Source organism: Haloferax sp. SDI50 (genome assembly GCF_059802635.1).
On the sequence record NZ_JBPULL010000001.1, the window covers coordinates 349,236 to 362,434 of the forward strand.

Here is a 13,199-nt window from a genome sequence, read left to right on the forward strand (position 1 = left end):
AAACACACCATGTACGAACACGACGTTATCGTAGTCGGCGCGGGCGGGGCGGGCCTGCGCGCGGCGATTGCGGCACACGAGGAAGGGGCCGACGTGGCCATCGTGTCGAAGCTCCATCCGGTCCGAAGTCACACGGGCGCGGCGGAGGGCGGCATCAACGCCGCGCTCCGCGAAGGCGACTCGTGGGAGGACCACGCGTACGACACGATGAAGGGCTCGGACTATCTGGCCGACGCGCCGGCGGCCGAGACCCTCTGTAAGGACAGCCCGAAAGAGACCATCCAGCTCGAACACTGGGGGATGGCGTTCTCCCGGGACGACGACGGCCGCGTCAGTCAGCGACCGTTCGGCGGGCTCTCGTTCCCGCGGACCACCTACGCGGGCGCGGAGACGGGCCACCAGCTGCTCCACACGATGTACGAGCAGCTCGTCAAGCGCGGCATCAAGGTGTACGACGAGTGGCACGTCACCCGACTGGCCGTCACCGACGAGGAGAAGCCGGAGGATCGACACTGTCACGGCATCGTCGCCTACGACGTCCAGACCGGCCAGGTCGAGGGCTTCCGCGCCCGCAACGGCGTCATCCTCGCCACCGGCGGGCTCGGGCAGGTCTACGACCACACGACGAACGCGGTCGCCAACACCGGCGACGGCGTCGCGATGGCCTACCGCGCGGGAGCGCCGATGGAGGACATGGAGTTCATCCAGTTCCACCCGACGACGCTCCCCTCGACGGGCGTCCTCATCACCGAGGGCGTCCGCGGCGAGGGCGGCATCCTCTACAACGAAAACGGCGAGCGCTTCATGTTCGAGTACGGCTACGCGAACAACCTCGGCGAACTCGCCTCCCGCGACGTGGTCTCCCGGGCCGAACTGACGGAGGTCAACGAGGGCCGCGGCATCGAAGACGAGTACGTCCACCTCGATATGCGCCACCTCGGCGAGGAGCGCATCATCGACCGCCTCGAAAACATCGTCCACCTCTCGGAGGACTTCGAGGGCGTCAACCCCCTCGAAGCGCCGATGCCGGTCAAGCCCGGCCAGCACTACGCGATGGGTGGCATCGAGACCGACGAGAACGGCGAGACGTGCATCTCCGGCCTGTATGCGGCCGGCGAGTGCGCCTGCGCCTCCGTCCACGGCGGCAACCGCCTCGGCGGCAACGCGCTCCCCGAACTCATCGTCTTCGGCAAGCGCGCCGGCCACCACGCCGCGGGCAAGGACATGGAGGAGGCCCGAATCACGACCGGTAAGGAAGGCGAGTACGAACTCGGTGAAGTCGATTCGCCGGTCGAACTCGGTGAAGCCGGTATCGGTGAAGACGCCGTCGCGGACGGCGGGACGGCGGCGGACGCCGGCGCGTCCGTCTCCGGAGCTGACCTCGTCCAGCGCGCCGTCGAAGACGAGCGCGAGACCATCGACACCCTCCTGGAGCGCGAAGACGGCATCCAGCAGGCCGAGATTCGCGAGCGCGTCCAGAAGTCGATGACGCGAAACGTGAACGTCTTCCGCGAGGAGTCGGCCCTCAAGGACGCGCTCCGCGACATCCGCGAGGCGCGCGAACTCTACCAGCAGGTGTTCGTGGGCGACAAGTCGCGGACGTTCAACACGGACCTCCTCCAGACGCTGGAGATGCGCAACATCCTCGACATCGCGGAAGCCATCACGCTCGGCGCACTCGCGCGAAACGAGTTCCGCGGAGCCCACTGGCGCAAGGAGTACCAAGAGCGCCGCGACGAGGAGTGGCTCAAGCACACGATGCTCTCGTGGAACGACGGCCGCCCGGAACTCTGGTACAAGCCGGTCATCCTCGAAGGCGAGAACAAGACGTACGAGCCGAAGACGCGGAGCTACTGACCCGACTGCGCCCCGTCCGAGTCGCGGCCGACCAATTTCTTTCGTCGCCGCCTTCGAGCGGGCATCGCATGGAACCCAACGCGCCACAGCCGAGGGCTTCGGCCGAGGTCACCAACGCCTATTTGCCCGCTCGACCCCTACGCGCGACCGGAAGGGTGGCTCAGTGGTAGAGCACACCGGCACAGGCCCCCGCGGTCGGTCCGGTGGTTTTCAATGGCTTCGCGTGGTTCGACTCCCGCCCCTTCCGTCGCTTCGGGACGGCGTCCTCCGAGAACCCGAGACCCGCGTCCTTCGACGACAGTCGAAGTTAGCGCCGTCGAACGCCGCAGCGAATCAGATGTACGTTCGTGAGGGATGCGACGATTCTCCCGAATTCGTGACGTTCGCGGTCTCACTCCCGACCATCGGACTTCGACGATTGTTGTAAGAGAGTTTTATTATCGTCGAAGCAAAGAGGATGACAACGACCATGCAACAGACGGTTCCGACCATCGAAGTCCCCGGCGAACTCGAATCGCCCTCGGCCAAGCTCGTGTACCTCTATCTCACCACGCACGACGGCGCGTCCATCTCCGACTTGCAGAACGGGTTGGAGATGAAGAAAATCGCCCTTTACAGCATTCTCAGCACGCTCTCGAAGCGCGGCTTCGTCCGACAGGACGCCGAACACTACCACGTCGCTCAGTGACGGCCCGGTGAGTCAGTGATTTCTCGGTGAGCGCGCCGCCCGCACCTGCGCGCCGTCGCGAACCATATCCTCGCAGTTCGGGCAAACGCGCGGGTTCTCCATGCCATCGGGCGTGAATACTCGGGCGTATGCGGGCGTCACGAACGAACCACAGTTCTGACATTCCGGCATGGTAGCTAGTATCCTCCATGAATATCACATAAGTTTTCTCCCTATACGAGTGCGAGAAGCAGGCCGGCGATGAGGAGCGCGAAGATGAGAAGCGACACGGCGAGCATGAATTGGTCGGAGCCGTTCATACCGAACATGACGTTCCCGATAAAGATAAAATTCCGTCCCGACGCCGCGGTCCGTCGCTCTCGGCGGTGTTGTCTAATTTTCGGCCGCGATAACGAGGGGGGTAGAACTAAATTCCTCGCACCCGTCGGTCCCCTAACGGTCCCCCCCAATGGAGTTCGTGTACGCGCTGTCTGGGTTGTTCGCCGGGCTCTTTCTCGGAGCGGTGGCAGTCGTCACTGCGCTCACGTACACGCCCTACGGCGCGTCGCTGTTCGACACCGCGATCACGGCGCTGACCGGCGTCACGCTCCAACTGGGCAATCTGCTTTTCATCTCGGCGCTCACGGCCCTCGCGTTCGAGGGGCTGGCGATGGGCGGGATTCGGTATCCGGTCGTCGTCCCCGCGGCGTTCGCGTACGTGCTGACTCACGTCACGGTCTACTACTCGTGTATCCGCATTACCGACCTCCAGTCGGAGCCGCTCGACCCCGACGTTATCATCAAGCATAACCCGTTCCGCGCGCTCGTCCTCGGCGTTCCGGGGTCGTTGCTCCTCATCCGAGTTCGGTCCCCTACTCGACGGAACTGACGATGGTCCGGAAAACGTGAGTGAAGCGGCGAGAGAAGCCAGGAGTGGGATTTGAACCCACGAAGTCTCGATTACAAGTCGAGTGCATGAACCGCCCATGCTCTCCTGGCGCGTCTGTCGATTACCCGTCCTCCTTTGAGTGTGTATCGCTTCGCATCGATTTCTCCAGTTCGACGCGGTGGGGTCGATAGCCGTGTCGCCGGTAGAACCGACGGGCGGCCTCGTTGTCCGCCAGCACGTCCAGCGCGACGGCGTCGACGCCGGCGTCGGCCAGCGCGTCCTCCGCCGCCGCCAGCAACCGCGTTCCGACGCCGTCGTCTCGGTACGCCGGGCGGACGAACAGATTCCGAACCATTCCGCGAGTCGCGTCCTGTTCGTACGCTCCCGCCTCGATGTCGAACATGACGAACCCGACGAGGCCGTCGGCGTCCGCGCCCTCTGTGCTGCTTCCGCCCTCCGTGCCGCCAGTGCTCACATCGCCCTCGCGGGCGACGAGGACGCCGTCGGCGGCGACGTGTCGGGCCAGCGCCTCCCGTATCGGTGTTCGGTTGGCCTCGGCTCGGAGGTGCGAGCCGGACGCCCGCTGGTCCGCGGCGAGTTCGACCCACAGCTCGACGAGGTCGTCGAGCTCCGAAAACGCCGCCGAACTGACGCGCATGGTCCCTGTCGGGACTCTACCCGCTTTTAAGTGTCGACGATTCGGACCGAATTCGAGTAATCGAGGTCCTGCGGGGTGTCAAGCGGGGTCAGTAAAGACGACCGATGGAGAAAGATTTATCTATGTTTATCGTCCGCACATATCATGAGGATAGTTATCAATGGGTATTGCCGAAACCTACTCCCGTGGAAGGCGGTTCGCCATCGAACGTCCGTTCGCGCTCGTCTTGGCGGTCATCGTAGTCGTACTACTCGGTGACTTACTTCGCGGGTTAGCAACGGGGCAGACGCAGTTTGCCGACATTGGCACGCTCGTCTGGGATGGTCTGATGCGGGGGCTCGTAATCGGCCTCGCGGGCATCGGGTTGTCGATGACGTACAGTATTCTAAACTTCGCTAACTTCTCCCACGGCGACTACATCACGGCCGGGGCGTTCTCGGGGTGGGCGACGACGTACCTCATCGCCGGGTTGGGACGCGCCGATATCGGCGCGCTCCTGCTCGTCGGGGCCGGGGGGTCGGTCTACGGCGGGACGCTCGGTATCGGGATGCTCTCGACGCCGCTCGCGGTCGTCGCCGGCATCGTCGTCTCCGGCGGCTTCGCCATCGCGCTGTCGCTCGCGGTCGACCGCACCATCTTCAAACCGATTCGAAACGAGGACGGCATCACGCTCCTCATCACGAGTATCGGGGTCGCGTTCGCGCTCCGCTACCTGATGCAGTTCGTCTTCGGCTCCGACGTGCGCGGCACGACCGCCCAACCGCCCTCGCTGTCGCTGTACTTCATCGACGGCACGGTGTTCATCAACGCCCACGACATCACGCTCCTCGTGGTCGCGTCGGGGCTGATGCTCGGCGTCCACGTGCTCTTACAGCGGACGAAACTCGGCAAGGCGATGCGCGCGATGGCCGACAACAAGGACCTCGCGCTCATCACCGGCATCTCGACCGAGCGCGTCGTCCGCGCGACGTGGATTATCGGCGGCGGGCTGACCGGCGTCGCCGGGTACATGTTCATTCTCTGGAAGGGAACCCTCGGGTTCAACGACGGGTGGCTGCTGTTGCTTCTCATCTTCGCCGCGGTCATCCTCGGCGGCATCGGCTCCATCTACGGGGCCATCGCCGGCGGCCTCGTCATCGGGCTGACGGCGTCGATGTCGGTGCTGTGGATTCCCTCGGCGTTCTCGCGGGCCGCCGCCTTCGTCGTCATGATCGTCATTCTCCTCGTGAAACCGTCCGGGCTGTTCAGCGGGAGGGCGACCGCATGAGCGTCCGCGACGACTTCACCGCCCGCATCCCGGGCGGCGACGCGGGTCTCATCGTGTTGATTCTCCTCGGGACGTACCTCGCGTACGTCCTTGCGGGGCTCGTCCTCGGGTACACGCTCCGCGGACAGCTCAACTCCATCGCGACGCTGACGTTCTACATCGGCGTCTTCGCCATGCTGTCGCTCGCGCTCAACCTCCATTGGGGGTACACCGGGCTGTTCAACATCGGCATTGTCGGCTTCATGGCCGTCGGCGTCTACGTCACGGCGATCGTGACGAAGCCGACGTACGTCGCCGGCGGCGCGGCGCAGGTCGGCGGCCTCGGCCTACCGCTTTGGGTCGGCATCCTCGCCGGGATGCTCGCGGCCGCGCTCTTGGGGCTCGTGGTCGCGCTCCCGGCGCTCCGGTTGCGGGCCGACTACTTGGCCATCGTCACCATCGCCATGTCGGAAATCGTCCGGTTCAGCTTCCTCTCGGGCGAACTCCAGCAGTTCCAGCTGTTCGGCAACCGCGTCGGCTTCGGCGGCGGGTCGGGGCTCATCCTCGACTTCGCCCCGCCGCTGGAGGCGCTGCTTCGCGGCCTCGGCCTCTGGAACGCCTATCTCGGCTTCGTCGACGCCTCACAAGTGCTGATTCCGACGAACCCCAAACCCGTCGTCGACGGTCTCGTCTACGGGCTGTTGCTGCTCGGGTTCGTCGCGGCGTTCTACTGGCTTCTCAAGCGCACCGGCGAGTCGCCGTTCGGTCGCGTGCTGAAGGCCATCCGCGAGGACGAGGACGTGGCCAACGCCCTCGGCAAGAACACCGACCGGTTCAAAATCAAGTCGTTCATGCTCGGTTGCGCGCTCATGGGACTCGCCGGCATCCTCTGGCTCGTCCCGCAGGGCGCGGTGACGCCGAACTTCTTCCGGCCGCGCGTGACGTTCTTCGTCTGGATTGCCCTCATCATCGGCGGGGCCGGCTCGAACACCGGGAGCGTCCTCGGCGGGGCCGTCTTCGCCGCGGTGCTCTACCAGGGACCGCGGTACTTCCAGAACCTCGTGACGGCGGTGTTCCCCAACCTCGACTCGCCGTCCGGCTTCGGACAAGCTATCTCGCCGCTCATCTCGCAGTTCGACCCCGTGCCGTTCCTCCTGTACACGGTCGACAGCATCCGGCAGCTCCAACTGGTCGTGATGGGCCTCGTGCTCATCTGGCTGATGCACAACCGGCCGGAGGGGATGCTCGGCTACCGCAAGGAGACGGCGTCGGTTATCCCGCTGTCGCGGCCGCAGTCGACGGCCGCGGACGGCGGCGACGACGACTCGGTCCGCACCGACGGCGGCGTCGACGCCGCGGCTCAGGGAGGTGAGACCGATGAGTGACGCCGCCGACCAACCCGTCGAAGACGTGGCGAACAAGGTCGACGAGGGCGCGCTCGGCGCGTTCGCCTCCGGCGTCGACACGTCGGTCGACTACCCGCTTCAGGTCGAGGGACTGGAGAAGTCCTTCGGCGGCATCACCGCCGTCGATGGCGCGACCTTCGAGGTCGAATCCGGGACGCTCACCGGACTCATCGGCCCGAACGGGGCCGGCAAGTCGACGACGTTCAACCTCATCACGGGCATGCTCAAGCCCGACGCCGGCACGGTCACGTTCAACGGCGAGGACATCACCGGCGAGGAGCCCCACCAAATCGCCAACCGCGGGATGGTCCGGACGTTCCAAATCGCCCGCGAACTGAGCGAGATGACCGTCCTCGAAAACATGATGCTCGCGCCGAAACACCAGCGCGGCGAGGCGCTGTGGCGCTCGGTCATGCCGGGCGTCCGCGACGACGTCCGCGAACAGGAAGCGGAACTGCTCGAACGCGTCTGGGAGGTGCTCGACTTCTTTGACATCGCCCACATCGCGGAGGAGTACGCGGGCAACCTCTCGGGCGGCCAGCGCAAACTCCTCGAGATGGCGCGGGCGCTCCTGACCGACCCCGATATGCTGCTTTTGGACGAGCCGTTCGCCGGGGTCAACCCGACGCTGGAGAAGAAACTGCTCGAACACGTCCACGAACTCCGCGAGCAGGGCTACACGTTCCTGCTCGTCGAACACGACATGGACCTCATCATGGAAAACTGTGAACACGTCATCGTCCTCCACCAGGGCTCGGTGCTCACGGAGGGGACGCCCGACGAGATTCGGAGCAACGAAGAGGTCATCGAGGCCTACCTCGGAGGCAACGTATGAGCGTCGACGCCAACACCGACGCGACGAGCGGCGCGGGCGTCGAGAGCCGCGACGACGTGCTCTTGCGCGTCCGCGACCTCGACGCCGGCTACGGCGACCTCCAGATTCTCACCGACGTCGACATGGACGTGTTCGACGGCGAGTACGTCACCATCGTCGGGCCGAACGGGGCCGGCAAATCGACGACGATGAAGTCCGTCTTCGGCCTGACCGCCCACATGGGCGGCACCGTCCGGTTCAAAGACGAGGACATCACCGGCCGCCGACCCGAAGACATCATCCACGTCGGCATCGGCTACGTCCCGCAGAACGACAACATCTTCCCGACGCTGACGGTCGAAGAGAACCTCGAGATGGGCGCGTACATCCTCGACGAGGTGCCGCAGGACGCCATGGAGGCGGTCTACGAGCGGTTCCCCATCCTCAGAGAGCGGAAAGACCAGAAGGCCGGCACCATGTCCGGCGGCCAACAGCAGATGCTCGCGATGGGCCGCGCGCTCATGCTCGACCCCGACCTCCTGCTCTTAGACGAGCCCTCAGCGGGCCTCGCGCCCGACCTCGTCGAGGAGATGTTCGACAAAATCGACGAAATCAACGAGGCCGGCACGGCCATCCTGATGGTCGAACAGAACGCGAAGGAGGCGCTCCGACGCTGTGATCGCGGCTACGTCCTCGCCAACGGACAGAACCGCTACATGGACACCGGCACGGCGCTCCTCGACGACGAACAGGTCCGACAGGACTTCCTCGGCGGCTAGTCCGTCTCGGCGGGCCACGCTCTTTTTCGGCGCTCATTCGCAGACGTACTGGAACGACTTGACTGAGAGACCGGAGTCTCCACCGTCACCGTTGCCGCCTTCGTCGCCGGCGTCGCCGCCTGAACTCCCACTGAGCGTCACCGTCGTGTTCGTGTTCCAGCAGTAGCACGCCGCGTAGGCGACTGTTTCGGACGCCGTGGCCGTTTCGATAGTGAGTTCGTACACGTCGCCGATAGGGACCCCGAATCCGACGGTCGACTCGCCGGGCGGGACAGTCCGGGTCGTCTCCGAGACGACCGCGTCACCAGAGCTAGTCCCACCCACGCCGTCACTGTCGGCGTCCGCGCCGTCGGACACCGCGAGCGTCAGCGTCAGGTCGCGCTCCGCCTCGCTCTCGTTTTCGACGTGAACCGAGGCCGTCTTGGGCCAGCCGGAGCCGACTCGGAGCGAGCCATCTGCCGCGACGAGCACCGCGAGGGTTGGCCACCCCCATCTCTCCGGAATGTCCCACACGTGGGTCGCGGTGCGGCCGTCTTCGGTCTCCACGACGACCTCGTAGCTCCCGTGGGACGCCACGAGCGGCGGCGTCGAAACCTCGCGGTCGGTCGCCGCGTCGAAGGTGCGTTCGAAAACGCGGCTCCCGTCGTGGTCGATGGCGACGGTGAGCCGAGCGTCGGCGTCGCTCCGGTTCCGAATCGTCGCCCCCGGCGGCGCGAAGATGTCTTTCGCGCCCGGAACGGTGTACGGGAGGTCGGCGTCGTCAAGTACCGGCGTCACGCGCTGCCGCGCTTCGAGGTCGGCGTCGGACGTGACGACGAGTTCGAGGCGGCGCGCCTCGTTCGTGACCGTCCACTCGTAGTCGAGCGTCGCGCCCGTGTCGAGTTCCGCGACGACGCGGTAGCTGCCGTCGCCGACGAGGTCGTTCGCAACGTTCCGCCCGTAGCCGGGCCCGGCCCCGACGTCGATCGAACTGTCCACGCGTGTCCCGCCGCCGTCGGTCACTCGGACCGACAGCGTGTGCGGTTCGTCGTCCTCGTTGACGACTGAGAGGCCGACGCCGGGGTCGGCCTCCGGGTCCGACGTGTTCGTCTCAGTCGTCGAATCGGCCGTCGAGTCGGTCGTTGTCGTGGTCGTCTGTGGGTTCGTTGGGGTCTCGACTGACTCGTTCGAGTCGGTGAGACAGCCGGCTGCGAGCCCGAGTGCCGAACAGGCGACCGTCGAGAGGAGGGCGCGGCGCTTCATCGACGCATAGCTGTCAGCGGTCGTATGAGTGTCTTGTGTCGGCCGAGTCGTGCGAGACAGCCGAGCGCGGCCGCTCGCGTCGGCGGCGACGAAGAAAAAACCGGGTCTGTCGGGTCGGTCTTAGCTATCCGGGCCGGAGAGCGCCGTCTCGATGACGGAGGAGTACGACGACTCGCCGATGTTGAACGCGACCTGGTTGTACACTTCGCCGTCGAACGAGTCGCTGAACACGCTCGCGAAGCGCTCCGAGAGCTGCTGGCCGTAGTCGTTGTTGACGTACAGCGTCGAGACCGAACTGGCTTCGAGGCGCTCGGCCATGACCTGCGCCATGACGCGGCCCTGCAGGAAGTCCGAGGGCGCGGTCCGGAAGATGAAGTCGTTGTCTTCGAGGTTCGAGACGGATAGCGCCGTCGAGGACGGCGAGCAGCCGACGATTTCGTTCGGGATGAACGCCTGCTGCGAGACGGGGACGTTCACGCCGGACGACGCGGACCCACAGACGGACGGAACGCCCGCGGAGACGAGCGACTGCGCGGCGGAGACACCGGCGTCCGGGGACGTTTGGGTGTCTTCGATTTGCGCGTTGACGGAGAGTCCGGCCGGGTTGGCGTCGTTGACCTGCATGACCGGAATCTGACCGGCCTGAATCATCGGCGCACCGACGGCCGCGAGGTCGCCGGTTTCGGGCAGGAGGATACCGATCGACATCTCGCGGTCGGAACCGCCGGGGCCGCTGTCGGCCGCCGGTCCGGAGCCGTCAGGACTGTCGCCTTCGAAGCTCTGGACGTCCTCTTGGCTCGTCGCGTTGTTGTCGGCGTCGAACGTCCAGATGGCGTACGCGGCTTCCGCCGGGTCGCCGTTCTCGTCGAAGTTGACGGACGACGACGCGCCCTGGTAGTCGATGTCTTCGCCGTTCGCGGCGGCCTCGACGCCCTCGACGAGGTTGTCGGGGCCGACGGTCATCCCGCCGGGGTTCGCCATCCGCCGCATCTGGTCTTTGATGGCCGGCCCGGAGTTTTCCCCCGCGGCGGCGTTCGCGAGAAGCTGAATCGCGACCGAGTCGTACGTCTGCGACGTGAAGACGCCCGGCGCAGCGTCGTACTCGTCTTCGAACAGCTGATTGAACGTGTCTTGGTTCGGGCCGCCCGCTGCGGGTGCCGTCCCGGTCACGTTCGCCATGTCGTTGCCGACCTGCCCGGGCATCGACCCGGAGCGCATCCCGTCGGGAACGAGTATCTCCTCGCTTCCGTCGGACGCACTGTAATAGTCGCGGAACAACTGAATACCGCTTTCGGGGTAGCCGATGACGACGAGCCCTTCGGGGCCGCCGCCACCGCCACCGCCGCCACCGATACATCCGGATAAGCCAGTCAAGCCTGCCGCGCCCGCGGCTCCCACTCCCTTGAGGAAGTCGCGGCGTACGATATCACGTACCATGTGAAAGCCAATGGCAACTCCCGGTTATAAAACTTACTCCCTACGTTTGAAAAGCCATGATAATTGTGACCGACGGCGGCGCGAGAATCGCTTGTGTGAAACTGCCTGCCAATGTGTTTTATATACTCGTCAGTCGAAGCCGGCGAACCGCTGCGTTCAAACCCGTTCGCGGGCGTCTTTGGGACAATGACCATCCCGTCGTTCGTCATCGGTATCGCCGGGGGCAGCGGTGCCGGAAAGACGACCGTGGCTCGACTCATCACGGAGAACGTCGGTGAGTCCGTGACCCGGATTCCGATTGACAACTACTACAAAGACCAGAGTCACCTCGATATGGCCGAACGCGAGCAGTTGAACTACGACCACCCCTCCGCGTTCGAGTGGGACCTGCTGTACGAACAGCTCTCGGAGCTCATGGAGGGACGGGCGGTCGAGATGCCGCAGTACGACTTCGAGATTCACAACCGGAAGCCCGAGCGTGAGACCGTCGAGCCGACCGACGTCATCATTCTCGAAGGGATTCTCGCGCTCTACGACGAGGACGTAAACGAGATGCTCGACCTTCGGCTCTACGTCGAGACCGACGCCGACGTTCGCATCCTCCGGCGCATCCAGCGCGACGCCATCGACCGCGGGCGCGACCTCCAGGGCGTCATCGACCAGTACCTCTCGACGGTCAAGCCGATGCACGAGCAGTTCATCGAACCGACGAAGAAACACGCCGACCTCATCATCCCCGAAGGGGCAAACAGCGTCGCCGTCACGCTGCTCGAAGAGAAGGTTCAGGCCGAAGTCGAGGGCGACGAGACGCGCACCTGGGAGCGCGACGCCATCGAACGGGAGGTCCAAGAGCGGACCTCGTCCCGCGGGTCCGGAAACTAACTCGCCGTCGCGGGCCGAAAACAATCTCGAAACTTACGCCTTCTTACCGGTGACGAACTGCGCTGCGCCCTCGTAGAACCAGAAGTCGTTTTCGCGCATCGCCTTGCCGACGGCCTTGTGTAGTTCGACGAAGTCGTCGAACTCCTCGCCTTCGACGTGTTCGAAGATGTCCGAAAGCGAGACGACGCGCTCGGAGTCGAGTCGGATGGGGTGGTCGCCGTACTCCTCGACGAACGCCGCTTTGTTCAGCGGGAAGTCCTCGTCTTCGTCGACCTTCTTCGCGATGACCGCCTGGCCGTACTTGCGTCCGCCTTCGCTCCCCTCTTCGCCGTCCGGGTCGTGTGGCCAATCCATACCCGAGTGTTGGCAGGCCGATTCAAAGCCGTTACGCATCTGTTGATATCTGTCATGCGGAACGCCGCGTGGTCATGGTGTTTGCTATCGATGAACAAGAAATATAGGCGTGGCACGCCATCGTTCTTGGAGTCATGCGAGCGACCGAGCGCCCGACGTTCGAATCCGAGGCGAGCAAGGTTATCTACGAGTACGTCGAGCGGCACGGCACCGCCAAGCGAAACGTCCTCCTCGACGTCGCGCCCGTGCCGTCCGACGAGTTCCGAACTGAACTCGACCGGCTGAAATCGCGCGGCTACCTCGAAGAAGACGGCGGCACGCTCCAGTTGGCGCTCGACGTAGGCACCATCGAGGAACACGACACCGACGCCGGCATCGTCACTATCCGGCCCGGCCGTCAGCGCGACTTCGAGGGCCTCATCGACGCGATTCGAGACGTGACCTCCGAGGAGACGTACGTCGTCGCCGAAACCATCGCCGAACAACTCCTCTACGACGAGGCGGTCACGCGCCACAACCGCGTCGAGTCCCGGGTGTTCTTCGTCGCGACGCTCGGCGAGGAGGTCGTCGGCTGGACGCACCTCGACCTCCCGCAGGTGTCGCGCATCCGCGAGACCGCCCAGCAGACCGTCGGCGTCAAGGAGGACTACCGCGGGGCGAGCATCGGCAGTCTCCTGTTGCGCCGCGGCCTCGACTGGGCCGAAGCCAACGGCTTCCGGAAAGTGTACAACAGCGTTCCGATGACGAACGACCGCGCGCTGGAGTTCCTCGGCGACCACGACTGGGAGACCGAGGCGATTCGCAGAGACCACTACACCATCGGTGACGAACACGTCGACGAGGTGATGATGGCGTATCGGTTCTGAACTAGTCGGGGACTGTGGTCGCTTTTTGTGGGGTCGTTGGTGTGGTTTGGAGCGGATGCGGTGGGACTGGGAGTTGAACAACGCCGAGACGGTCCCTCGCTC

14 protein-coding genes and 2 tRNA genes are annotated in these 13,199 nt (G+C 65.0%); 10 read left to right on the forward strand and 6 right to left on the reverse strand.

The annotated features are described in order from the left end of the window. Positions 1–9: 9 nt before the first annotated feature. The 3 genes from ACSR87_RS01755 to ACSR87_RS01765 all read left to right on the forward strand — a co-directional run bounded on the left by ACSR87_RS01755 (position 10) and on the right by ACSR87_RS01765 (position 2,545). Positions 10–1,857, forward strand: coding sequence for an FAD-binding protein (locus ACSR87_RS01755; RefSeq protein WP_498529294.1), 1,848 nt, complete (start codon positions 10–12; stop codon positions 1,855–1,857). Positions 1,858–2,006: 149 nt separating this feature from the next. After that, a tRNA-OTHER gene (locus ACSR87_RS01760) sits at positions 2,007–2,104 on the forward strand. A gap of 222 nt (positions 2,105–2,326) precedes the next feature. After that, positions 2,327–2,545: a helix-turn-helix domain-containing protein gene (locus tag ACSR87_RS01765; RefSeq protein WP_004043049.1), complete on the forward strand. Its 219-nt coding sequence runs from the start codon at positions 2,327–2,329 to the stop codon at positions 2,543–2,545. A gap of 12 nt (positions 2,546–2,557) precedes the next feature. Here the strand turns inward: ACSR87_RS01765 and ACSR87_RS01770 are convergent, their stop codons facing one another. After that, the gene (locus ACSR87_RS01770; protein WP_013035319.1) at positions 2,558–2,716 is read right to left on the reverse strand and encodes a DUF7563 family protein; all 159 of its coding nucleotides are present in this window, start codon (positions 2,714–2,716) and stop codon (positions 2,558–2,560) included. Between the two features lie 277 nt (positions 2,717–2,993). Between ACSR87_RS01770 and ACSR87_RS01775 the strand changes: the two genes are divergently transcribed. Then, entirely contained in the window at positions 2,994–3,413 is a 420-nt protein-coding gene (locus tag ACSR87_RS01775; RefSeq protein WP_004061307.1) for a DUF8133 family membrane protein, read from the forward strand. A gap of 36 nt (positions 3,414–3,449) precedes the next feature. On the opposite strand, the gene ACSR87_RS01780 is transcribed toward ACSR87_RS01775, so the two are convergent. Then, positions 3,450–3,523: transfer RNA gene (locus ACSR87_RS01780), tRNA-Thr, on the reverse strand. A gap of 11 nt (positions 3,524–3,534) precedes the next feature. Next, positions 3,535–4,071 carry a GNAT family N-acetyltransferase gene (locus tag ACSR87_RS01785; protein ID WP_498529295.1) on the reverse strand — a complete coding sequence of 179 codons (537 nt, stop codon included), beginning with the start codon at positions 4,069–4,071 and terminating at the stop codon, positions 3,535–3,537. A 328-nt stretch (positions 4,072–4,399) separates the two neighbouring features. Here ACSR87_RS01785 and ACSR87_RS01790 point away from each other — a divergent pair, with 328 nt between their 5' ends. From ACSR87_RS01790 to ACSR87_RS01805, 4 genes are read left to right on the forward strand one after another with little or no spacing between them, the layout of a single operon-like run. Next, positions 4,400–5,338, forward strand: coding sequence for a branched-chain amino acid ABC transporter permease (locus ACSR87_RS01790; RefSeq protein ID WP_498531018.1), 939 nt, complete (start codon positions 4,400–4,402; stop codon positions 5,336–5,338). Next, on the forward strand, positions 5,335–6,702 hold the full coding sequence (locus tag ACSR87_RS01795) for a branched-chain amino acid ABC transporter permease (RefSeq protein WP_498529296.1): 1,368 nt from the start codon (positions 5,335–5,337) through the stop codon (positions 6,700–6,702). The genes ACSR87_RS01790 and ACSR87_RS01795 overlap by 4 nt, the downstream gene beginning before the upstream one ends. Further along, positions 6,695–7,558 (forward strand): ABC transporter ATP-binding protein, encoded by an 864-nt coding sequence (locus ACSR87_RS01800; protein ID WP_275879550.1) that lies wholly within the window; start codon positions 6,695–6,697, stop codon positions 7,556–7,558. The genes ACSR87_RS01795 and ACSR87_RS01800 overlap by 8 nt, the downstream gene beginning before the upstream one ends. After that, positions 7,555–8,316: an ABC transporter ATP-binding protein gene (locus tag ACSR87_RS01805; protein ID WP_498529297.1), complete on the forward strand. Its 762-nt coding sequence runs from the start codon at positions 7,555–7,557 to the stop codon at positions 8,314–8,316. Before ACSR87_RS01800 ends, ACSR87_RS01805 begins: the two co-directional genes overlap by 4 nt. Positions 8,317–8,349: 33 nt before the next feature. Here the strand turns inward: ACSR87_RS01805 and ACSR87_RS01810 are convergent, their stop codons facing one another. Further along, complete coding sequence (locus ACSR87_RS01810; protein ID WP_498529298.1) at positions 8,350–9,558, reverse strand: Ig-like domain-containing protein; 1,209 nt, start codon at positions 9,556–9,558, stop codon at positions 8,350–8,352. A gap of 120 nt (positions 9,559–9,678) precedes the next feature. Beyond that, positions 9,679–10,995, reverse strand: coding sequence for an ABC transporter substrate-binding protein (locus tag ACSR87_RS01815; protein WP_049896881.1), 1,317 nt, complete (start codon positions 10,993–10,995; stop codon positions 9,679–9,681). A gap of 186 nt (positions 10,996–11,181) precedes the next feature. Here ACSR87_RS01815 and udk point away from each other — a divergent pair, with 186 nt between their 5' ends. Then, a complete protein-coding gene (udk, locus tag ACSR87_RS01820) occupies positions 11,182–11,877 on the forward strand; it encodes a uridine kinase (RefSeq protein WP_498529299.1) in 696 nt (231 codons plus the stop codon). A 33-nt stretch (positions 11,878–11,910) separates the two neighbouring features. On the opposite strand, the gene ACSR87_RS01825 is transcribed toward udk, so the two are convergent. Continuing rightward, a complete protein-coding gene (locus ACSR87_RS01825; RefSeq protein ID WP_004043039.1) occupies positions 11,911–12,231 on the reverse strand; it encodes a DUF5785 family protein in 321 nt (106 codons plus the stop codon). Between the two features lie 134 nt (positions 12,232–12,365). Here ACSR87_RS01825 and ACSR87_RS01830 point away from each other — a divergent pair, with 134 nt between their 5' ends. Then, positions 12,366–13,097, forward strand: coding sequence for a GNAT family N-acetyltransferase (locus tag ACSR87_RS01830; RefSeq protein ID WP_498529300.1), 732 nt, complete (start codon positions 12,366–12,368; stop codon positions 13,095–13,097). Positions 13,098–13,199 lie beyond the last annotated feature (102 nt).